Below are 20,286 nucleotides of genomic sequence, written 5' to 3'. Positions count from 1 at the left end.
CGCGCACGAAGAAGGGCCGGTCCCCCGAGGAGGACCGGCCCTTCGCCGTGTCAGCGGTTGGTGCCGCTGGTGACGCGGTAGACGTCGTACACGCCGTCGATGGAGCGGACGGCCTTCAGCACGTGCCCGAGGTGCTTCGGATCGCCCATCTCGAACGTGAACCGGCTGACCGCCACCCGGTCCCGGGTGGTCGTCACCGACGCCGACAGAATGTTCACGTGCTGGTCGGACAGGACGCGCGTCACGTCCGACAGCAGCCGGGGCCGGTCCAGCGCCTCGACCTGGATCGCGACGAGGAACACCGAGTCCTCGCCGGGCGACCACTTCACGTCGATGAGCCGGTCCGGCTGGGTGCGCAGGCTCGCGACGTTCGAGCAGTCGGCCCGGTGGACCGACACGCCGTGGCCGCGCGTCACGAACCCGACGATGTCGTCGCCGGGGACGGGCGTGCAGCACCGCGACAGCCGCACCCACACGTCCGGGTCGCCCGCGACGACGACGCCCGGGTCGCCCGCCGGGCGGGTCCGGCGGCGGCGCGTCGGCAGCGCGATCTCGGCCAGGTCCTCCTCGGCGCTCTCCACGCCGCCGAGCGCGTCCACCAGGCGCTGCACGACGGTCTGCGCCGACACCTGGTTCTCGCCGACCGCCGCGTACAGCGACGACACGTCCGAGTAGCGCATGTCGCGGGCCAGCGCCAGCAGCGCCTCCCCCGACATCATCCGCTGCAGCGGCATGTTCTGCTTGCGCATCGCGCGCGCGATGGCGTCCTTGCCGGACTCGATCGCGGTGTCCCGGCGCTCCTTGGAGAACCAGTGCCGGATCTTGTTGCGGGCGCGGGCGCTCTTGACGAAGTTCAGCCAGTCGCGGCTGGGGCCCGCGTCGGGGGACTTGGAGGTGAAGACCTCGACGGTGTCGCCGTTGTCGAGGGTGGATTCCAGGGGGACGAGACGCCCGTTCACCCGGGCGCCGATACATCGGCTGCCGACCTCGGTGTGGATCGCGTACGCGAAGTCCACCGGCGTCGCGCCCTGCGGCAGGGCGATCACGTCGCCCTTGGGGGTGAAGACGAAGACCTCCGACACCGACAGGTCGAAGCGCAGCGACTCCAGGAACTCCGCCGGGTCGGCGGTCTCCTTCTGCCAGTCCAGGAGCTGGCGGAGCCACTGCATGTCGGCCGCCTTCCGGCCGCCGACCGTCTCCTCCTTGTACTTCCAGTGCGCCGCGACGCCGTACTCCGCGCGCCGGTGCATGCCCCAGGTGCGGATCTGCAGCTCGACGGGCTTGCCCTCCGGGCCGATCACCGTCGTGTGCAGCGACTGGTACATGTTGAACTTCGGCATCGCGATGTAGTCCTTGAACCGGCCGGGGACCGGGTTCCACCGCGCGTGGATCGTGCCGAGCGCCGCGTAGCAGTCGCGGACGCTGTCCACCAGGACCCGGATGCCGACCAGGTCGTAGATGTCGTCGAAGCCCACGTCGCGGGCGATCATCTTCTGGTAGATCGAGTAGTAGTGCTTGGGGCGGCCGGTGACGGTCGCCTTGATCTTGGCGTCCCGCAGGTCCGTCGAGACGTTCTCGATCACTTCCTGGAGGAACAGGTCGCGGCGCGGCGCGCGCTCGGACACCAGCCGCGCGATCTCGTCGAACCGCTTGGGGTACAGGGTCGCGAAGGACAGGTCCTCCAGCTCCCACTTCAGCGTGTTCATCCCGAGCCGGTGCGCGAGCGGGGCGAAGACCTCCAGCGTCTCGCGGGCCTTCTTCTCCTGCTTGTGCCGCGGCATGTACCGGAGCGTGCGCATGTTGTGCAGCCGGTCCGCGAGCTTGATCACCAGGACGCGGATGTCGCGGGCCATCGCCACGACCATCTTGCGGACGGTCTCGGCCTCGGCCGCGTCGCCGTACTTGACCTTGTCCAGTTTGGTGACGCCGTCGACCAGGGCCGCGATCTCGTCGCCGAAGTCGCCGCGCAGCTCGTCCAACTGGTACGGCGTGTCCTCGACGGTGTCGTGCAGCAGCGCGGCGACGACCGTCTCGGTGTTCATGCCGAGTTCGGCCAGGATCGTCGCGACGGCGAGCGGATGCGTGATGTACGGGTCGCCGCTCTTGCGCTTCTGGTCGCGGTGGTAGTGCGCCGCGACGTCGTAGGCGCGCTCGATCTGCCGCAGGTCCGCCTTCGGATGCGTGTTGCGGACGGTCTTGATCAGTGGTTCGAGTACCGGGTTCATGGCTGGCCCCCGCTGCGCGCCGAGCCGGGCGAGCCTGCGGCGCACCCGTGCCGCGGACGGCGGGATCGGGGCCGGTGTCGGCCGGGACGGGTCATCGGGCGGCGGGGGCGCGGCGCCCCCGGGTTCTGCTGCCGGCGGCGCGGGAGCGGGCGCGGCGGTGCCGGCGGCGGCCTGGTCGCGGTCCGCCCGCTCCGCCGGGCCGTCGTCCGGTCCGGGCGTGTTCGCGGGCGGCACGGCGGTCACCGCGTCGGTCGATACCACCTCACCGGGCACCCAGCCTCCCCAACACTGACGGGCGCGATCCGCCCTGTTCCGCCGGGAAGCGCCCGTCCCCGCCGGACTCTGGTGGCAGCCAGTCTATCCGCCGCCTTTTCGTACTAGACCGTAACCAGGGAATGCACGTCCAGCTTCCCGATCCGGTCGCGACCGCCCAGAAAGGACAGTTCCATCAGGACCGAAACCCCGACGACCTCGGCGCCGCCGTGCGCCACCAGCTCGGCCGCCGCCCGCGCGGTGCCCCCGGTCGCCAGCACGTCGTCCACGATGAGGACGCGCTCGCCGGGCTCGAAGGCGTCGGCGTGGACCTCGATGGTCTCGGTCCCGTATTCGAGATCATAGGACCGCCCGTGCGTCGCGGCGGGCAGTTTCCCCTTCTTGCGCACCGGGACGAAACCCGCCCCGAAGTGGTAGGCGACGGGCGCGGCGAGGATGAACCCGCGCGCCTCGATCCCGACGATCTTGTCGACGGTGCCCCGGCCGTGGTGGTTGACGATCGCGTCCACGACGCCCGCGAACGCGACGTGGTCGGCCAGCAGCGGCGTGATGTCCTTGAACAGCACGCCGGGCTTGGGGTAGTCGGGGACGTCGCGGATGCGTTCGCGAATGAGGCTGTCGAGGTCCACGGTGCTCCTGATCTCGGATCGGGCGCGAACGCAGGTCGGCCGTGCCCGCGGTCCCGCGGGCACGGCCGGACCGTGCTCTGTCACGCCGTGCTGGCCCGCCGCGCCCGGCGGCGGGGTCCTACTTGTCCTGCTTGGCCTACTTGTTGCGGCGCTGGGTACGCGTGCCGCGCTTGGGCTGCTGGCGCGGGCCCGTCTGGACGACCTTGCGCAGTGTCACGTCCGACTTGATGTCGATCCCGGTGTCGTCCGCCCGCGTCTCGTCCGCGCCCGAGTCGTCGTCGGCCGCGCCGCCGCCTCCGGCGCGGACCGCCGTCCGCGCCGACCTGGCCTGCCGCTTGGCGCTGCTCTCGCGCCGCGCGATGTTGGCGCGCAGCTCGCGGTACTGCGGTTCGCGCTCCTTGAGCTGGACGAGCAGCGGCGTCGCCACGCAGATGGACGAGTACGTCCCGACGATCATGCCGACGAACAGCGCGAGCGACAGGTCCTTGAGCGTGCCCGCCCCGAACAGCGTCGTCCCGATGAACAGGATCGCGCCGACCGGCAGGATCGCCACCAGCGAGGTGTTCAGCGACCGGACCAGCGTGCTGCTGAGCGCCCGGTTCGCCGCGTCGCTGTAGGTGATCTTGGAGGTCGGCGTCAGCGGGCGCGTGACCTCCTTGATCATGTCGAAGACCACGACCGCGTCGTACAGCGAGTAGCCGAGGATCGTCAGGAAGCCGAGCAGCGTCGCGGGCGTGACCTCGAACCCCGACCAGGCGTAGACGCCCGCCGTGATGACGAGGTCGTGCAGCAGGGCGACCAGCGCCGCCACCGCCATCCGCCACTCGAACGCCACCGACAGGTACAGGATGATCAGCACGAGGAAGACGCCGAGCGCCTGCCACGCCTTCTTGGTGATCTCACCGCCCCAGGACGCGCCGACGACCTGCGTGCTGACCTTGCCCTCCGCGACGCCGAGGTCCTTGGCGACGTTCTCCTTGACCTTGGTGGCCTCCGCGGACGGCATGCTCTCGGTCGTGACGCGCCAGTCGCCGCCGGCCTTCTGCACGATCACCTGGTGCGCGCCGCCGGCCTCGACCGCACCGCGGACCTGCTCGATCGAGTGGCCGGGCGCCTTGAACGTGAAGACCGACCCGCCCTTGAACTCCACGCCGAAGTTCAGGTGGAAGACGGCCAGGCCGATGATCGAGAACGCCAGCAGCGCGCCGGAGATCGTGTACCAGATCTTCGGGCGGCCGACGATGTCGGCGCTGATCTCGCCCCGGTAGACCCGGGAGAACACTCCGCCGAGCGCCATGCTCACGCCTCCTGACCGGTCGGGCGGGCCGCGGCCGCCGCGGGCTCCGGCTTGTGCAGCTTACGCGGGTCCAGGCCGGACAGCGGATGGCCCTTGCCGAAGAACGCGGTCCGCGACAGCAGCGTCACGATCGGCTTGGTGAAGAAGAAGACGACGATCACGTCGATGAGCGTGGTCAGGCCCATAGCGAACGCGAAGCCCGCGACGCCGCCGACCGCCAGGAAGTACAGCACCAGGGCGGCGATGAACGTGACCGCGTCCGCGACCAGGATCGTGCGGCGGGCGCGCTTCCACGCCGCCTCCACCGACGGCCGCAGCCGCCTCCCGGCGCGCAGCTCGTCGCGGAGCCGTTCGAAGTAGACGATGAACGAGTCCGCCGTGATGCCGATCGACACGATCAGGCCGATGATGTGCGGCAGCGACAGCCCGAAGCCGATGTTCTCGCCGAGCACCACGACCGCGAGGTAGGTGATGCCGGACGCGACGACCAGGCTGGACACCGCCACCAGGCCGAGGCCCCGGTAGTAGAGCATGCAGTAGACGACGACCAGCGCCAGGCCGATCCCGCCCGCGATCATGCCGCCGCGGAGCTGGTCGGAGCCGAGCGTCGAGGACACCTCGTCGATCGAGCTCTGCTTGAACTCCAGCGGCAGCGCGCCGTACTTCAGGACGCTCGCCAGGTCGGCGGCGTACGCCTGGGTGAAGGTGTCGGCCTGGCCGTAGATGCTGGCGCTGCCGCCGGTGATCGCGCCGTTGTCGATCGTCGGCGCGGAGACCACCTGGCCGTCCAGCACGATCGCGACCTGCCGCTGCGGGGAGCCCGCCGCGGCCTTGTAGGCCTCGCCGGTGACGTCGGCGAACTGCTTGGCGCCCTGGCTCTTGAACTTCAGGGCGACGCTCCAGCTCGCGGTGCCCTGCTGGGCGTTCGGCGCGATGGCGTCGGCGGACGAGACCTGCTCGCCGAGGACCCGCACCGGGCCGAGGATGTACTTGGAGACCGCGCCCTGCTCCTCGCGCTGGTCGCACGCCGGAACCCACTGGCGGTTCGGGTCGTTGGAGCCCGGCGCGTGCTTGTCGCCGACGTAGCAGTTGAGCTGCGCGAAGTCCCGGATGACGTCGTCGCCCACCGAGGCCGGCAGCGACAGCTCCTTGCGCAGCTCCGCCGGGGTCGGCGGGGCCGAGGCGTTCGGGGACGCGCCCGTCAGCGGGCTCGACGGGCTCGCCGACGCGCCCGGCGAGGGGCTGGTGGACGGGCTGGACGACGGGTTCGGCGTCGGCGCCGCGAGGGCCCCGGTCACCGCGCGGCCGCGCGGCGTCGAGGTCGCCTTCGGGGTGCCCGGCGACGCCGAGGTCCCGGGCTTCTTCTCCTTGTCGGGCGTCGCGCCCTGGAGCTGCACCGGCTTGCCGTCGGTGACGGCGAAGACCTGGCGGAACTGCAGCTTCGCGGTCGTGCCGATGAGCTGGACCACGCGGGCCTGGCCCTCGCCCGGCACGTTGACCACGATGTTGTTGCTGCCCTGCTTGGCCACCTCCGCGTCCGACACGCCGAGACCGTTGACCCGCCGGTTCATGATCTTGACGGCCTGGTCCATCTGGGCCTGCGGCGGGTTCTTGCCGTTCCCGGTCTTGGCCGTGAGCGTCACGGTGGTCCCGCCGGCGAGGTCGAGCCCGAGCTTCGGGGTCGTCCGGCCCTGCAGGAACATCACACCCGTCAGGGCCGCCAGGACCGCGAACAGGGCGATCAGCGTGCGCCCGGGGGCGGAGGGTGTGTTAGAAGACGAAGCCACTGGTCGTCGTACTTCCCGTCTTGTTCTCCGTGCCGGACGGCCGTCAGGCCGTCGGCTTGTCCGCGCCCTTGCCCGTGGACACGGCTTCGGCGGCCTCGTCCATCTCCCCCGGGGTCTTGTCGGCGTCCTTCACGTCGCCCGTCGAGGACTCCGGCGCGTCGTCCAGCGCGCCGTCGTTCTTCTTGGACAGGTCGATCTTGTTCTCGTCCTCGTCGGCGGCGTCCTCGTCGAGCGCCTCTTCGGGCTCGTCGTCCTTGAGGACCTGCATGACCGCCTGCTTGACGAAGCGGGCCTCGACGCCCGGCGCGATCTCCAGCACGACGCCGTCGTCGTCGCTGGAGACGACCGTGGCGTGCATGCCGGCGGTGGTGATGATGCGCGCGCCCGGTTCGATCGAGTTCTGCAGACTCAACTGCTCGCGGCGCCGCTTGTTCTGCGGGCGGATGAGCAGGAAGTAGAAGATGATGGGCACGGCCAGCAGCATCAGCAGCCCGAAGCCGCCACCGCCGCCGGAGTTTCCCGCCGCAATAATCATGTCGATGCCCTGACGGGCGTCCTTCCGATGTGGTTTGCCCAGCCTGCCGCCGGATTGCGATCATCGGCCGAGGCTGGAGACGTGACCAAGTCCCGGAGTCTAGAGAGTATGCGAGACCCCGGCAACGAACCGACGAACGACCGCCCGCGGAAGTTCCCGGCCCGTGACCGGGCCGTCACCTACGGCTCCGGGCCCTCGTCGCCGTCGGTGTCGAACAGCGTTCCGGCGGGCGGGCCGAACGGGGCGGCGGGCGGCGGGGTGAGGCCCAGGTGCGCCCAGGCGGCGGGGGTCGCGACGCGGCCGCGCGGGGTCCGGGCGAGCAGGCCCTGCCGGACCAGGAACGGCTCGGCGACGACCTCGACCGTCTCCGGCTCCTCCCCCACCGACACCGCCAGCGTGGACAGCCCGACCGGGCCGCCGCCGAACTTGCCGAGCAGGGCCGCCAGGACGGCACGGTCCAACCGGTCCAGGCCGCGCTCGTCCACCTCGTACAGGTCGAGCGCCGACCGGGCCAGTTCCTCGGTGACGACGCCGTCCGCGCGGACCTCGGCGTAGTCGCGGACGCGGCGCAGCAGCCGGTTGGCGATGCGCGGCGTGCCCCGCGAGCGGCCCGCGACCTCGGCCGCGCCGTCGTCGGTGATCTCGACCTCCAGCAGCCGGGCGGACCGCCGGACGATCACCTCCAGCTCCGCCGCGCCGTAGAAGTCCATGTGGGCGACGAACCCGAAGCGGTCGCGCAGCGGGCCGGGCAGCATCCCGGCACGGGTCGTCGCCCCGACCAGGGTGAACGGCGCGATGTCGAGCGGGATGGCGGTCGCGCCCGGGCCCTTGCCGACGACGACGTCGACCCGGAAGTCCTCCATCGCCATGTAGAGCATCTCTTCGGCGGGGCGCGCCATGCGGTGGATCTCGTCCAGGAACAGCACCTCGCCCTCGGCGAGGGTGGACAGGATCGCCGCCAGGTCGCCCGCCCGCTCGATCGCCGGGCCGGAGGACACCCGCAGCGGCTGCCCCAGCTCCGCCGCGATGATCATGGCGAGGGTCGTCTTGCCGAGCCCCGGACCGCCCGACAGCAGCACGTGGTCGGGCGTCCGGCCGCGCCGCAGCGCGCTGTGCAGCACGAGCCCGAGCTGCTCGCGCACCCGCTCCTGCCCGACGAAGTCGTCCAACCGCTTCGGCCGCAGCGCGGCCTCGACGACCTCCTCGTCGGGCCCTTCGGGATCAGGCCCCACCAGCCGGTTAGTGTCCATGACTTCGCCCTACGCGGCCCAGGATGGCGGGGGTCACTTGCTCAGCTTCTTCAGGGCGGCCTTGAGGAGGGCGGGGACGGGCGGGGGCGGGGTGTCGCCGAGGTCGGCGGCGACGGCGTCCACGGCCGCGTCGGCGTCGCGGGCGGACCAGCCGAGGTTCACCAGGCCCGCCTGGACCTGGTCGCGCCAGGCCGCCGGGCGCGGGGCGGCCGGGGCCGCCGCGCCGCCGGCGGGCGCGCCGAGGCGGTCGCGCAGCTCCAGGACGATCCGCTGCGCGCCCTTCTTGCCGATGCCGGGGACCTTGGTGAGGGCCACCAGGTCCTCGGCGGCGACGGCGGCGCGCAGCCCGTCGGGGCTGTGGACGGCGAGCATCGCCAGCGCGAGGCGCGGGCCGACGCCGCTGGCGGTCTGCAGCAGCTCGAAGACCGTCCGCTCGTCGTCGTCGGCGAACCCGAACAGGGTCATCGAGTCCTCGCGGACGACGAGCGAGGTCGGGACGCGGACCTCCTCGCCCTCCCGCAGCCCGGCGAGCGTCGCGGGCGTGCATTGCACGGCGTAGCCGACGCCGCCGACGTCGACGACGGCCGAGTCCGGGCCCGACGCGGCGACCGTGCCGCGCACGAAGGCGATCATCGGGCGGTTCCTCCTGGCGTTCTCGGGCGGGCGACGCGCCCCCGGGCCGCGTCCAGCCGGGCCTGCGCGCCGCCGCGCCACACGTGGCAGATCGCGAGCGCGAGCGCGTCGGCGGCGTCGGCGGGGCGGGGGGCGGCGGTGAGCCGCAGCAGCCGGGTGACCATGCTGGTGACCTGCGCCTTGTCGGCGCGGCCGTTGCCGGTGACGGCGGCCTTGGCCTCGCTCGGCGTGTGCAGCCCGACCGGCAGGCCGAGCCGGGCGGCGGCGAGCATCGCGACCCCGGCGGCCTGCGCGGTGCCCATCACGGTGCTGACGTTGTGCTGCGCGAACACGCGCTCGACGGCGACCGCGTCGGGCTCGAACTCCGCCAGCACGGCCAGCAGGCCGCGCTCGACGCCGAGCAGCCGGTGCGCGACGTCGTCGTCCGGGCTGGTGCGCACCACCGAGACGTGGACGAGCGCCAGCGGCCGGCCCGGCGCGCCGTCGACCACGCCGACGCCGCAGCGCGTCAGGCCCGGGTCCACCCCCATCACCCGCACGCGCCCGCTCCTTCGATCATGTGTTCGGCGCGGGTCACGCTACCGGACCGGGCGGACATCGCGCGCGGGACGGGCCGGTCAGAAGAAGTCGAGCGCGAACGGGTCGGCGGCGAACGCCGCGTCGAGCGCGTCGTCGTGGGCCGCGCCGCCCGCGGCGAGCCCGGCGCGGCGCAGCGTCGCGAGCGGGACGCCGGCGTACAGCGCGGCGAGCCCGCGCGGGCCGAGGCGGACGGCGTCCGCGTCGTCGGCGGAACGCTCCAGGGCGGCCGCGCCGTCCGTCACGACGAGCATCGACAGCGGGAGCCCGAGTTCCGCGCACCGGTCGAGCACCGCGCGGACCACGGCGCGGGCCAGGCCCCGGCCGCGCAGGTCCGGCGCGACGGTGACGCCGCTGACGCCGCCGAGCGGCAGCGCCCGCCCGCGCCACCACTGGCGCTGGTCGTTCACATGGGCCGTGGCGACGACGCGGCCGTCCAGGAACCCGCCGAGGCAGCGGCCCGCCTCGACCAGCGGCCGGACCCGCGCGAGGGACCGCTCCCACTCGTCGTCCGGCACCGGCCCGAACGCCTGGCGGCGCAGGTCGCGGGTGGCGGCGAACTCGGCCACGGTCAACGCCCGGATCTCCATGATCCGTACGGTAGCCCCGGACGCCGGACGGCCGCCGCGCGGGGACGCGCGGCGGCCGTTCCGGGAAACGCCGGTCAGGCGTCGATCGCGGCCAGGACCTCGTCGCTGACGTCGAAGTTGGCGTAGATCTCCTGGACGTCGTCGGAGTCCTCGAGGGCGTCCATGAGGCGGAACACCTTGCGGGCGTTCTCCTCGTCCAGCGGGACGGTCATCGTCGGCAGGAACTTGCTCTCCGCCGAGTCGTAGTCGATGCCCGCGTCCTGCAGGGCCGTGCGGACGGCGATCAGGTCGCCCGCCTCGGACACGACCTCGAACTCCTCGCCGAGGTCGTTGACCTCCTCGGCGCCCGCGTCCAGGACGGCCATCATGACGTCGTCCTCGCTCGCGCCGTTCTTCGGCACGACCACGACGCCCTTGCGGTTGAACATGTACGACACCGAGCCCGGGTCGGCGAGGGAGCCGCCGTTGCGGGTCAGCGCGACGCGCACCTCCGAGGCCGCGCGGTTGCGGTTGTCGGTCAGGCACTCGATGAGCACCGCGACGCCGCCGGGCGCGTAGCCCTCGTAGGTGATGTTCTGCCAGTCCGCGCCGCCCGCCTCCTCACCGGCGCCGCGCTTGCGCGCGCGCTCGATGTTGTCGTTGGGGACGGAGTTCTTCTTCGCCTTGTAGATGGCGTCGTACAGCGTCGGGTTGGCGTCCGGGTCGCCGCCGCCGGTGCGGGCCGCGACCTCGATGTTCTTGATGAGCTTGGCGAACAGCTTGCCGCGCTTGGCGTCCAGCGCGGCCTTCTTGTGCTTGGTCGTCGCCCACTTGGAGTGGCCGGACATGCGTTAATCCTCCTCCGTCGCCCGGCGCACCAGATCGGCGAAGTAATGGTGCACGCGGTGGTCGTCCGTCAGTTCCGGGTGGAAGGCGGTCGCCATCAGGCGGCCCTGGCGGACGGCGACGATCCTATCGGCGCTCGGGCCGCCCTCGGCACGGCCGAGGACCTCGACGCCCGGTCCGACGCGCTCCACCCAGGGCGCGCGGATGAAGACGGCGCGGTAGGGCTCGTCCCCCATCCCGGCGAGCGGGACGGCCGCCTCGAAGGAGTCGACCTGGCGGCCGAAGGCGTTGCGGCGGACGGTCATGTCGATGCCGCCGATCGTCTCCTGGTCGGCGGTGCCGTCCTCGACGCGGTCCGCGAGCAGGATCATCCCGGCGCAGGACCCGTAGACGGGCAGGCCGGACTCGACGCGCTTGCGCAGCGGTTCGAGCAGGTCGAAGGCGCGGGCGAGCTTGCCGATGGTCGTCGACTCGCCGCCGGGGACGACGAGCCCGTCCACGCGGTCCAGCTCGGCGGGGCGGCGGACGGCGAGGGTCCGCGCCCCCGCGCTCTCCAGCGCCCGCGCGTGCTCGCGCACGTCGCCCTGCAGCGCGAGGACTCCGATGGTGGGCTCCGCCGTCATGTCACCCCTGCTTCCTGGAATTCGACCTGCACACCCTAAACGCCCGGGTGGCGGCCCGTTCTTCCAGGGTGGGACGGCGCGGCGGCCCGCCGGGGGGCTCCGGCGGGCCGCCGCGAACGGGCGTCGGGATGAGCGTCAGAGGGCGAGCGTCCAGGAGTTCACGGTGCCCTGGCCGCCGGGCCAGTAGTCGGTGGCGCGCAGCGTCCAGTCGCCGTCGCGGTCGGCTCCCGCGAGGTCCACGGGATAGGACGCCTTCAGGTCGGTGGCGAAGTCGAACAGGTCGAAGCCCTTGAGGGGCTGGACGGAGCCGTCCGGGGCGACGAGGTCCAGGACGAGCCCGCCGCGCCACGGGACGGAGACGTCCACGGTGACGGTCGCGGCGGCCCCGGCGGTCCCGGCGCACCCGCTGATCTTGATCTTGCTCGACACCGTCTGCCAGGACCCGAACGCGGCCTTGGCGGCGCTGGACGCCGGGGCGCACGGCGCGGGCGCGGCCGGCGAGCCGCCGTCGGTGGTGAACAGCAGCCGGTTGGGCGAGCCCGTGCCCGGGTTGCCGACGACGCCCGCGTCCGCCGCGCCGGTCAGCGCGGTCGCGACCTGGGCGGGGGTGTCCTGCGGGTGGGCGGCCAGGACGAGCGCGGCCGCGCCCGCCGCGTGCGGGGACGCCATCGACGTCCCGGACGCGCTGCGGGTCGCGTTCGCGCCGCCGATCCAGTCGGAGGTGACGTCGCTGCCCGGCGCGAACAGGTCCACGCACGTCCCGTAGTTGGAGTAGTCGGCGCGCCGGTCGGCGCGGGTCGTCGCGCCGACCGTCAGCGCCTCGGGGACGCGGGCGGGCGAGCCGCCGCACGCGTCCTTCCCGTCGTTCCCGGCCGCGACGACGACGGTGACTCCGGCGGCGACGGCCCGCTTGATCGCCGCGTCCAGGGTCGCGCTGGTGCCGCCGCCGAGGCTGAGGTTGGCGACCGCGGGCCGGACGGCGTGCTCGGCGACCCAGTCCAGCCCGGCGACGACGCCGGAGACCGCGCCGCTGCCCGAGCAGTCCAGCACCCGGACGCCGACGAGCTTCACGCCCTTCGCCACGCCGTGCGCGGCCCCGCCGACGATCCCCGCGACGTGCGTGCCGTGCCCGTTGCAGTCGGTCGCGTCGTCGTCGTTGTCGACGAGGTCGCGGCCGGACACGGCGCGGCCCCCGAAGTCCGCGTGCGTCGTCAGAATGCCGGTGTCCACGATGTACGCGGTGACGCCGGGCGCCTTGGTGTCGTAGGTGTACGAGCCGTTCAGCGGCAGGCGCGTCTGGTCGATGCGGTCCAGCCCCCAGTTCGGCGGATTCGGCTGCACGTCCAGCGCGTGGACGGCCGAATCCCGCTCGACGGTCGCGACGGCCGGGTCGGCGGCGAGCCGCCGCGCGCGCTGCTCGCTCATCGACGCCTGGAAGCCGCGGACGGTCCGCGAGTAGACGCGCCCGACGCGGCCGGAGTACCGCCCGGCGAGGGCGCGGGCCTGGGTCGCGACGCCGTCCGTGCCCGTCCGCCCGTCCTTGAGCGTGACCAGGTAGCTGTCCTTGACGGACGCGGCGGTCGCGCCGCCGAGGATCGGGCCCTCGGCGGCCGCGGGCGGCGCGGCCGTCAGGGGAAGCAGCAGCGTGCCCGCCGCCGCGAGGACAAGACCGCCGATGCGCACTCCGGCCACCTCTCGCTCCGTGGTGACGCGCGCCACAGGCGGCGCGCGGACCCACATCCTGGACGGAGCGGGAAAGGCGGATCTATCGACTAGGTGCGCGTAAACGCCTACGAAACTCTCGTTTCGGTGCGGACCGGGTGGTCAGGAGAGCTTGAAGCGGCGCACCGGGAGTTCCAGCGGCAGGAACCCGTCCGCGCCGCGTTCGGCCAGGCCGCGGCCGAAGAGGCAGGACGCGGCGAGGGCGAGGCCGAAGTCCTCCTGGTCGAACGGCAGCGGCACGTCGGGCGCGCCCTCGTCGAGCGCGCGCCAGAACGGCTCCTCGGCGGGGAGGCGGTCGCCGACGTCCACGACGACGCCGTCCTCCGCGCTGACGAACACGTCGCGGCGCAGCTCGCCGGACTCGTACCAGCGGAACCAGCAGACCGACGCGACGCTCTCCAGAACGAGCACGCCGCAGACGGCGTCGGGCAGCGCGGCGGCGGCGCGGTCCACGATGTGGCGGGCGTCGTCGTCCAGGCCGAACAGCCGCCGGTCGCACAGCAGCACCGCGCCGCCGCCGTCGCCGCCGTACGCGCCGACGAACATCTCGTCGCCGTACGGATTCAGCGCGAAGTCCAGGACGGTGTCACCCGTCTCGGTGAGCGTCGCGGCGGGGTGGAGGCCCCGCGCGAACGACGCGGCGGCGCGCGGATCGGCGGTCACGCCGGGCCGGAAGACCGCCGCCGGGTCGGCCGAGCGGCAGCAGGCGAGCGAGACCGACCACCCCATGCGCACCCCTTCCGCCCGTGTTCCGCGTGCCGCGCCGGAATCGTCCGACGCGGCGCGAGATCAACCGGATTCAGGGTAGCCGCCGGAGTCCCCGCGCAAGGCGGGGAAGACTCCGGGGGAAGAAAGGTGTCACCAGCCGCGGCCGGCGAACTTCTGGTCCTCGCCGAGGGACGCGACGCTGATGCCGACCATCGCCTCGCCGAGGCCGCGCGAGACGTTCGCGATGACGTCGGGGTCGTCGTGGAAGGTCGTGGCCTTGACGATCGCCTCGGCGCGCTGCGCGGGGTTGCCGGACTTGAAGATGCCCGAGCCGACGAACACGCCCTCCGCGCCGAGCTGCATCATCATCGCGGCGTCGGCGGGGGTGGCGATGCCGCCCGCGGTGAACAGCACGACGGGCAGCTTCCCGGCCTCGGCGACCTCCTTGACCAGCTCGTAGGGGGCCTGCAGCTCCTTGGCGGCGACGTACAGCTCGTCCTCCGGCAGCGACTGGAGCCGCCGGATCTCGCCGCGGATCTTGCGCATGTGCGTGGTGGCGTTGGAGACGTCGCCGGTGCCCGCCTCGCCCTTGGAGCGGATCATCGCCGCGCCCTCGGTGATGCGGCGCAGGGCCTCGCCGAGGTTGGTCGCGCCGCACACGAACGGGACGGTGAACGCGAACTTGTCGATGTGGTTCTCGTAGTCCGCGGGGGTCAGGACCTCGGACTCGTCGATGTAGTCGACGCCGAGCGACTGCAGCACCCGCGCCTCGACGAAGTGGCCGATGCGGGCCTTGGCCATGACCGGGATCGAGACGGCCTGGATGATCCCGTCGATCATGTCGGGGTCGCTCATCCGGGAGATGCCGCCCTCGGCGCGGATGTCGGCGGGGACGCGCTCCAGCGCCATGACGGCGACGGCGCCCGCGTCCTCGGCGATCTTCGCCTGCTCGGGGGTGACGACGTCCATGATCACACCGCCCTTGAGCATCTCCGCCATGCCCCGCTTGACCCGGGCGGTGCCGGTCGCGGGAGCGGTGGTCTCAGAGCTGGAAGCAGACACGGGCATTCCTCACGTGAACGGGCGATAAGTCGTGATCCATGATATTCCCCGGCGGGGACGCGCTCGGACGCAGGTCAGGGCATATACGGTTTGCCGTCGTTGACCAGGACGATCCACACCTGGCCGGTCGCGAACGTCATCGGCGCGCCGTCGGCCGTCGTGAACGTCGTCCCGGCGTCCTCGGACGGGCGCGACCAGCGGGCGCCGTACGCGCGGCCGTCGCGCAGGACCGTCGCGGTGCCGGTCCCGGTCGTGTGGATGAGCGGCGTGTACGCGCCGAGGAAGTCGTGGAACTGCGACCGGGTGGTCTTCACCCGCTGCACGACGACCGTCGCGCCGCCGAGCACGCCGCCCTCGGCGGCCCGGTCGGGGCTGCCGCCCCAGGACGCCAGCCAGCGCTTGGCCTTCGCCGACCAGGTGAAACCCATCGTCGTGGCGGGCCACTTGGCGGTGAACGTCTTCGTCGGCGCCCCGCCCTGCGGGGCCGGGCCGAACTTGAACCCGACGTCCTTCGGCGGTTTCGCGTCCGGTGCGCGCTTCACCAGCGCGCGCGGGTCGGCGTAGAGGTTGTAGGGCGCGGGTTTGGTCCCGGCGCGCGTGTAGCCGCCGTCCCCCGCGTCCTGGGAGACGTCCTGGACGGGCGCGCGCCGCACGTACTTCTTCATCTTGCTCTGCACGCCCGAGAACGCGAACGCCGGATGCCCGAACTGCGGCAGCAGGTGCAGGTCGGAGATCCGCGCGCTGCGGACCGGTCCGACGCGCTTGGGCAGCGTGGACGAGTACACCGCCATCAGCCGCGTCTCGCCGCCCTCGACCTGCTCGACATACACCAGGTCGGCGGCCGAGACGCCGGTCTGCGGCATCGCGGGCCGGGTGTTCTCGATCTTGACGGCCAGCACCGGCCTGCCGACGCCGCGCCGCAGGCCCGTCAGCGGGTTCACCGCCGGGGTGGCGGACGCCGAGCCGCCCGGCGAGGACGGCGTGGCGGCCGGGCCGCCGCCGTCCGACCCGCCCGAGCAGGCCGCGAGGGACGCGGCGAGCAGGACCGCGCCGCCGGCCGCGAGCGGCCCCCGCCCGGCCGTGAACGAACGCACGATACGCCCCCTTGATGAGAATCGTCTCCGAGCGTACCGATCCGGCTCCGGTGCGCGGTCCGTCCCCCCGGCGGGGCGGCGTTCAGAGCCGGGGCGGGTCGTCGTCGATCTCGAAGAAGCCGGGCAGCGCGGCGCGGCCCGCCAGCGGCAGGACGCGGATGAGGAGCTTGCGGCGGGCCGCGCGCGCCTGCGCGACCGCGTCGTTGTAGAAGTTGCGCGCGTAGACGACCTTCTGCGCGGACGACGCCAGCTCTTCCAGGACGTGCCCGCCGTCGTCGGCGCGGTCGTCGAGCCCGGCCGCGAACCCTGGCTGGTCCACGGCGGCGCGCAGCGCGCGCGACAGGTCGCTCTCGGCGAACTCGCGGCCGTCCGCGTCGGCGGTGCGGGCCTGGTGGGCGGCGGTCGCCAGGACGAGGCTCGTCGCCGGGTCGAGCAGCCGCGAGGCGGCCAGCTCCAGCGTCACGGCCGCGCGCCGCACCAGCGCCGCGTCCAGCGCGGCCCGCGCGGTCTCGACGCGGACGTGCAGCCGGTCCAGCCGCGTCGCCCGCCACGACACGTACACCACCAGCAGGAACGCGGCGGCCAGGCCGAGCAGGACGTCGATGATCCAGTCGGGGAACACGGGTCCTCCCTACCCTTCGCCGTCGGTGGCGATGACGCCGCCCGCGCCGAGCGTGACGGTCTCGTACACCCGCAGCACGTCCCGCGCGACCGCCGACCAGTCGTAGGCGCGGACGGCGGCGCGGGCCGCGGCCGACAGGCGCTCGCGGCGGGCCGGGTCGTCCAGCAGCGCGCCCGCGGCGGCGGCGAGCGCGGCGGCGTCGCCGGTCGGGAACAGCACGCCCGCGCGGCCGCCGCGCAGCACGTGGTCGAACGCCTCGATGTCGCTGGCGAGGATCGGCGCGCCCGCCGACATCGCCTCGGCGAGGACGATGCCGAAGCTCTCGCCGCCGAGGTTGGGCGCGACGAACGCGTCCACCGAGTGGTAGGCGCGGACCTTGTCCTCCTCGCTGACGAGGCCGAGGACGACGACGCGGGACCGCAGGTCCGCCGGGACGCGCGCGAGGACGTCGTCGGCGTCGCCCGGCCCGGCGACCAGCAGCCGCAGGCCGGGCCGCTCCCGGCCGAGGGTCTCGAACGCGCGCAGCAGCACCTGAAGGCCCTTGCGCGGCTCGTCCATCCGCCCGAGGAAGCCGAGCGCGCCGCCGTCGCCGGGCCAGCCGGGCAGCGGCTCGGCGGTCGCGTACCGCGCGGTCGCGACGCCGTTGGGGATCAGGACCGCGTCGCCGCCCAGGTGCTCGACGAGCGTCGTGCGGGCGGCCTCGGAGACCGCGATCCGCCCGGTGATCTTCTCCAGGGCGCTGCGCAGGATCGGCGCGGTGACCGACACGACGCGGGACTTCTCGTAGGACGCGTGGAAGGTGCCGACGATCGGCCCGGCCGCCGCCCAGCAGGCCAGCAGGCCGAGCGAGGGCGCGGCGGGCTCGTGGACGTGCAGGACGTCGAACGCGCCGTCGTGGATCCAGCGCCGCACCCGCGACGCCGACAGGAACCCGAACGCCAGCCGCGCCACCGACCCGTTGTAGGGGACGGGCACCGCCCGCCCGGCGGACACGACATACGGCGGTAGTTGCGCGTCGTCGTCGGCGGGCGTGATGACCGAGACGCCGTGCCCGTACCCGATCAGCGCCTCGGCGAGGTCGCGGACGTGCTGCTGGACGCCCCCCGGCACATTCCAGGTGTAGGGGCAGACGATCCCGATCCTCACGCGCCGCGCCCCGCCAGGTCGGCGATCCAGACCTTCTGCAGCATGTGCCAGTCCTCCGGGTGCGCGGCGATGCCCGCCTCGAAGACCGCCGCGAGGGACTGGGTCATCGCGCCGATCTTCTCGCGCCGCGCGCCGTCCCCGGGCACCGGGATCTCGTCGTGGACGCGCGCGCCCCAGCCGTCGCCCTCGAACCAGAGCGTCACCGGATACAGGGCCGCGCCGGTCTGGATCGCCAGCGCCGCCGACACGGCGGGCATCCGCGCCGTCTCGCCGAAGAACTCCACGTCCACGCCGGTGTCGGTGAGGTCCCGGTCGACGACCAGGCAGACGGGGCGGCCCGCGCGGAGGCGCTGCGCGAGCCGGCCGAACGCCGACGCGCCCCTGTGGGCCAGGACCTCCATGCCGAGGCTTTCGCGGAACGCCACGAACCGGTCGAACAGCGAGGTCGGCCTCAGCCGCTCCGCGACCGTCGTGAACGGGTACCCGCTGTGGACGAGCCACGCCCCGGCCTGCTCGTAGTTCCCCATGTGCGGCAGCGCGAGGATCGCGCCGCGCCCGGAGTCGAGGGTGGCGAACAGCTTCTCGTGGCCGGTGACGCGCATCCCGCCGAGGATGCGGTCCCGGCTGTACTCCGGCAGGCGGAAGACCTCCAGCCAGTACCGGAAGTAGGACCGCAGCACGCGCTTGCTCAGGACGCGGACCTCGTCGTCCACGGCCTTCTTGCCGAGGACGCGGCACAGGTTGCGCTCCAACTGGCGGACGCCCGCGCCGTGGGCCTGCCACGTCCGGTCGGCGAGCGCGGCGAACGCCAGCCGGGCCAGCGGCTCGGGCGTCTTGCGCACGACCCGCCAGCCGAGCGCGTACGCCGCGTCGGCCGCCTCGTCGCGCAGGCCGTCCGTCACGAACCGCCCCCGGGCGCGGGCACCTCGTCCCGCGCCTGCCGCCACACCGCGACGAGCCGCTGCCCGACCGTCACCGCGCTGAGCACCGCGAGGACCCACAGGCCCACCGCGAGGATGTAGGGGACGCCGAGGCCGTGGAACCCGGTCGGCACCAGGACGATGATCAGCCGCTCCGACCGCTCCGCGATCCCGACGTTGCAGGTGTAGCCGAGCCCTTCGGCGCGGGCCTTGGCGTAGGACGTCACCACGCCCGCGACCAGGCAGAACAGCGCCAGCGCCGCCAGGACGTCCTCGCCGTCGCGGTCCAGGCCGATCATCAGGCCGCCGAACACGGCCGCGTCGGCGACCCGGTCCATCGTGGAGTCCAGGAACGCGCCGAACTTGGAGATCCTGCCGGTGACGCGGGCGACCGCGCCGTCGAGCATGTCGAACAGCACGAACGCGGTGATCACCATCGTGCCCCAGAAGTAGGAGCCGCGCGGGAAGAAGCCGAGCGCGCCGACGACGACGCCCACCGTGCCGATGACCGTGATGGCGTTCGGCGAGATCCCGGTTCGCGCGACCGAGCGTCCGATGGGGGTCAGGACGCGGCCCAGCGCGGGCCGCACTTTGTTGAGCATCGCCGTCCGTTCGTGAAGGTTCGGGGCGCGGTCGCGCGGGCCGCGCAGCGCGCCCATCGTAGTGCCGCCCGGCGGCGCGGGTGACCTCGACGATCAAGGTCCGGGCGCGGGGCGCGTCAGCCCTCGCCGGTGCCGGGCGCGCGCCCCGGCGGCAGCGCGCACGCGGGCGTCCCGCCGGGCATCCGGTCGCGGTGCGCGGAGACGAACCGGTACACGCCGAGCGCGATCCACCGGATCGGCGGCACGCGCAGGACGAGCCCCGGCACGCGCCAGAGGCCGCCCGCGTCGGTCAGCAGCCGCGCCACCGCCTGCGCCGCGCCGGACACGCGGCCCGCGCGGTCGACCCACAGCACCTCGCGGCGCGCGCGGGCGGCGGTGACGCCGAGGGCGGCCAGGTCGGCGCGCTGGTACGGCACGATCCGCGCGGACGTCGGAATCCACCGGTCGATGAACCGGACCGACGCCGTGCAGAAACCGCAGTCCCCGTCGTAGAGCAGGACCGGCCGGGCGGCCATCAGCCGTCCTCCGGCCAGGCGTCCGCGATGAGCGCGCGCGTCTCCCGCAGCAGTTGCGGCAGGACGCGGGTGTGCCCCACGACCGGCATGAAGTTGGTGTCGCCGCCCCAGCGCGGGACGACGTGCTGGTGCAGGTGCGCCGCGATGCCCGCGCCCGCGACGTGCCCGAGGTTCATCCCGACGTTGAAGCCCTGCGCGCCGCTGGCCTTGCGCAGCGCGGCCAGCGCGCGGCGGGTCAGGACGGCCAGCTCGGTGTACTCGTCCGCGTCCAGCTCGGCGTAGTCCGCGACGTGCCGGTACGGGACGACCATCAGGTGGCCGGAGTTGTACGGGTACAGGTTGAGGACGGCGTACACCGTCCGGCCGCGCGAGACGACCAGGCCGTCCTCGTCGGACATCGCGGGGATCTCGCAGAACGGGCAGCCCTCGCCCGCGTCCGCGCCGCTCGGCCGCCCCTCGCCCTTGATGTACGCCAGCCGGTGCGGGGTCCAGAGCCGCTGGAAGTTGTCGGGGAGGCCCGCGCCGCCCCGCTCCTCCTCGACCTCGGGTCCGGACGCGGCCTCGCGCGCCTGCTGCACCACGGACTCGTCCGGCTTTGCGCTCAAGGCGGCGATCTCCTTCGTGTACGGCCCCATCAGCAGCATAGAGAGAG

21 protein-coding genes are annotated in these 20,286 nt (G+C 73.3%); all 21 read right to left on the bottom strand.

Annotated features, from left to right (window positions below; translation table 11 throughout):
* Positions 1–50 precede the first annotated feature (50 nt).
* Complete coding sequence (locus G339_RS0128515; RefSeq protein WP_157408071.1) at positions 51–2,225, bottom strand: RelA/SpoT family protein; 2,175 nt, start codon at positions 2,223–2,225, stop codon at positions 51–53.
* A 377-nt stretch (positions 2,226–2,602) separates the two neighbouring features.
* Positions 2,603–3,127, bottom strand: a complete 525-nt coding sequence (locus tag G339_RS0128510; RefSeq protein WP_019634478.1) for an adenine phosphoribosyltransferase — start codon at positions 3,125–3,127, stop codon at positions 2,603–2,605.
* Between the two features lie 136 nt (positions 3,128–3,263).
* Positions 3,264–4,424, bottom strand: a complete 1,161-nt coding sequence (secF, locus tag G339_RS0128505; RefSeq protein ID WP_019634477.1) for a protein translocase subunit SecF — start codon at positions 4,422–4,424, stop codon at positions 3,264–3,266.
* A 2-nt stretch (positions 4,425–4,426) separates the two neighbouring features.
* Positions 4,427–6,211 carry a protein translocase subunit SecD gene (gene secD / locus G339_RS0128500; RefSeq protein WP_026341862.1) on the bottom strand — a complete coding sequence of 595 codons (1,785 nt, stop codon included), beginning with the start codon at positions 6,209–6,211 and terminating at the stop codon, positions 4,427–4,429.
* A 43-nt stretch (positions 6,212–6,254) separates the two neighbouring features.
* On the bottom strand, positions 6,255–6,746 hold the full coding sequence (gene yajC, locus G339_RS0128495) for a preprotein translocase subunit YajC (RefSeq protein ID WP_019634475.1): 492 nt from the start codon (positions 6,744–6,746) through the stop codon (positions 6,255–6,257).
* A 179-nt stretch (positions 6,747–6,925) separates the two neighbouring features.
* Positions 6,926–7,996, bottom strand: a complete 1,071-nt coding sequence (gene ruvB / locus G339_RS0128490; RefSeq protein ID WP_026341861.1) for a Holliday junction branch migration DNA helicase RuvB — start codon at positions 7,994–7,996, stop codon at positions 6,926–6,928.
* Positions 7,997–8,029: 33 nt separating this feature from the next.
* Positions 8,030–8,629: a Holliday junction branch migration protein RuvA gene (gene ruvA / locus G339_RS0128485; RefSeq protein ID WP_019634473.1), complete on the bottom strand. Its 600-nt coding sequence runs from the start codon at positions 8,627–8,629 to the stop codon at positions 8,030–8,032.
* Positions 8,626–9,168 (bottom strand): crossover junction endodeoxyribonuclease RuvC, encoded by a 543-nt coding sequence (ruvC, locus tag G339_RS0128480; protein ID WP_026341860.1) that lies wholly within the window; start codon positions 9,166–9,168, stop codon positions 8,626–8,628. Before ruvC ends, ruvA begins: the two co-directional genes overlap by 4 nt.
* A 78-nt stretch (positions 9,169–9,246) precedes the next feature.
* Entirely contained in the window at positions 9,247–9,795 is a 549-nt protein-coding gene (locus G339_RS0128475; protein WP_026341859.1) for a GNAT family N-acetyltransferase, read from the bottom strand.
* A gap of 74 nt (positions 9,796–9,869) precedes the next feature.
* Positions 9,870–10,622: a YebC/PmpR family DNA-binding transcriptional regulator gene (locus G339_RS0128470; RefSeq protein WP_019634470.1), complete on the bottom strand. Its 753-nt coding sequence runs from the start codon at positions 10,620–10,622 to the stop codon at positions 9,870–9,872.
* 3 nt (positions 10,623–10,625) lie between these two features.
* Complete coding sequence (pdxT, locus tag G339_RS0128465; RefSeq protein WP_019634469.1) at positions 10,626–11,243, bottom strand: pyridoxal 5'-phosphate synthase glutaminase subunit PdxT; 618 nt, start codon at positions 11,241–11,243, stop codon at positions 10,626–10,628.
* Between the two features lie 135 nt (positions 11,244–11,378).
* Positions 11,379–12,935, bottom strand: coding sequence for a S8 family peptidase (locus tag G339_RS0128460; RefSeq protein WP_240489925.1), 1,557 nt, complete (start codon positions 12,933–12,935; stop codon positions 11,379–11,381).
* A 132-nt stretch (positions 12,936–13,067) separates the two neighbouring features.
* Positions 13,068–13,694 (bottom strand): DUF6928 family protein, encoded by a 627-nt coding sequence (locus tag G339_RS0128455; RefSeq protein ID WP_019634467.1) that lies wholly within the window; start codon positions 13,692–13,694, stop codon positions 13,068–13,070.
* 129 nt (positions 13,695–13,823) lie between these two features.
* Positions 13,824–14,741, bottom strand: a complete 918-nt coding sequence (pdxS, locus tag G339_RS0128450) for a pyridoxal 5'-phosphate synthase lyase subunit PdxS (protein ID WP_033324604.1) — start codon at positions 14,739–14,741, stop codon at positions 13,824–13,826.
* 68 nt (positions 14,742–14,809) lie between these two features.
* A complete protein-coding gene (locus tag G339_RS0128445; RefSeq protein WP_019634465.1) occupies positions 14,810–15,829 on the bottom strand; it encodes a DUF3048 domain-containing protein in 1,020 nt (339 codons plus the stop codon).
* Positions 15,830–15,911: 82 nt separating this feature from the next.
* Positions 15,912–16,451 carry a hypothetical protein gene (locus G339_RS0128440; protein WP_019634464.1) on the bottom strand — a complete coding sequence of 180 codons (540 nt, stop codon included), beginning with the start codon at positions 16,449–16,451 and terminating at the stop codon, positions 15,912–15,914.
* Positions 16,452–16,460: 9 nt separating this feature from the next.
* A complete protein-coding gene (locus G339_RS0128435; RefSeq protein ID WP_019634463.1) occupies positions 16,461–17,597 on the bottom strand; it encodes a glycosyltransferase family 4 protein in 1,137 nt (378 codons plus the stop codon).
* Entirely contained in the window at positions 17,594–18,499 is a 906-nt protein-coding gene (locus G339_RS0128430; protein ID WP_019634462.1) for a phosphatidylinositol mannoside acyltransferase, read from the bottom strand. The genes G339_RS0128435 and G339_RS0128430 overlap by 4 nt, the downstream gene beginning before the upstream one ends.
* The gene (gene pgsA, locus G339_RS0128425) at positions 18,496–19,119 is read right to left on the bottom strand and encodes a phosphatidylinositol phosphate synthase (RefSeq protein ID WP_033324651.1); all 624 of its coding nucleotides are present in this window, start codon (positions 19,117–19,119) and stop codon (positions 18,496–18,498) included. The genes G339_RS0128430 and pgsA overlap by 4 nt, the downstream gene beginning before the upstream one ends.
* Before the next feature lie 116 nt (positions 19,120–19,235).
* Positions 19,236–19,634 carry a thiol-disulfide oxidoreductase DCC family protein gene (locus tag G339_RS0128420; RefSeq protein ID WP_019634460.1) on the bottom strand — a complete coding sequence of 133 codons (399 nt, stop codon included), beginning with the start codon at positions 19,632–19,634 and terminating at the stop codon, positions 19,236–19,238.
* Positions 19,634–20,239, bottom strand: a complete 606-nt coding sequence (locus G339_RS0128415; RefSeq protein WP_420804507.1) for an HIT family protein — start codon at positions 20,237–20,239, stop codon at positions 19,634–19,636. The genes G339_RS0128420 and G339_RS0128415 overlap by 1 nt, the downstream gene beginning before the upstream one ends.
* Between the last annotated feature and the right edge of the window lie 47 nt (positions 20,240–20,286).

Origin of the sequence: Actinomadura atramentaria DSM 43919 (assembly GCF_000381885.1) — a bacterium.
Classification (GTDB): Bacteria; Actinomycetota; Actinomycetes; order Streptosporangiales; family Streptosporangiaceae; genus Spirillospora; species Spirillospora atramentaria.
This window is presented reverse-complemented; position numbering and strand designations above follow the sequence as displayed.

What these genes read in the sequence shown, in the direction of transcription:
- pdxT (WP_019634469.1), bottom strand. Translation starts at nt 11,243, where the DNA reads ATGACGGCGGAGCCCACCATCGGAGTCCTCGCGCTGCAGGGCGACGTG.
- pdxS (WP_033324604.1), bottom strand. Translation starts at nt 14,741, where the DNA reads ATGCCCGTGTCTGCTTCCAGCTCTGAGACCACCGCTCCCGCGACCGGC.
- yajC (WP_019634475.1), bottom strand. Translation starts at nt 6,746, where the DNA reads ATGATTATTGCGGCGGGAAACTCCGGCGGCGGTGGCGGCTTCGGGCTG.
- G339_RS0128515 (WP_157408071.1), bottom strand. Translation starts at nt 2,225, where the DNA reads ATGAACCCGGTACTCGAACCACTGATCAAGACCGTCCGCAACACGCAT.
- G339_RS0128455 (WP_019634467.1), bottom strand. Translation starts at nt 13,694, where the DNA reads ATGGGGTGGTCGGTCTCGCTCGCCTGCTGCCGCTCGGCCGACCCGGCG.
- G339_RS0128420 (WP_019634460.1), bottom strand. Translation starts at nt 19,634, where the DNA reads ATGGCCGCCCGGCCGGTCCTGCTCTACGACGGGGACTGCGGTTTCTGC.
- G339_RS0128470 (WP_019634470.1), bottom strand. Translation starts at nt 10,622, where the DNA reads ATGTCCGGCCACTCCAAGTGGGCGACGACCAAGCACAAGAAGGCCGCG.
- G339_RS0128475 (WP_026341859.1), bottom strand. Translation starts at nt 9,795, where the DNA reads ATGGAGATCCGGGCGTTGACCGTGGCCGAGTTCGCCGCCACCCGCGAC.
- ruvA (WP_019634473.1), bottom strand. Translation starts at nt 8,629, where the DNA reads ATGATCGCCTTCGTGCGCGGCACGGTCGCCGCGTCGGGCCCGGACTCG.
- ruvB (WP_026341861.1), bottom strand. Translation starts at nt 7,996, where the DNA reads ATGGACACTAACCGGCTGGTGGGGCCTGATCCCGAAGGGCCCGACGAG.
- pgsA (WP_033324651.1), bottom strand. Translation starts at nt 19,119, where the DNA reads ATGCTCAACAAAGTGCGGCCCGCGCTGGGCCGCGTCCTGACCCCCATC.
- secF (WP_019634477.1), bottom strand. Translation starts at nt 4,424, where the DNA reads ATGGCGCTCGGCGGAGTGTTCTCCCGGGTCTACCGGGGCGAGATCAGC.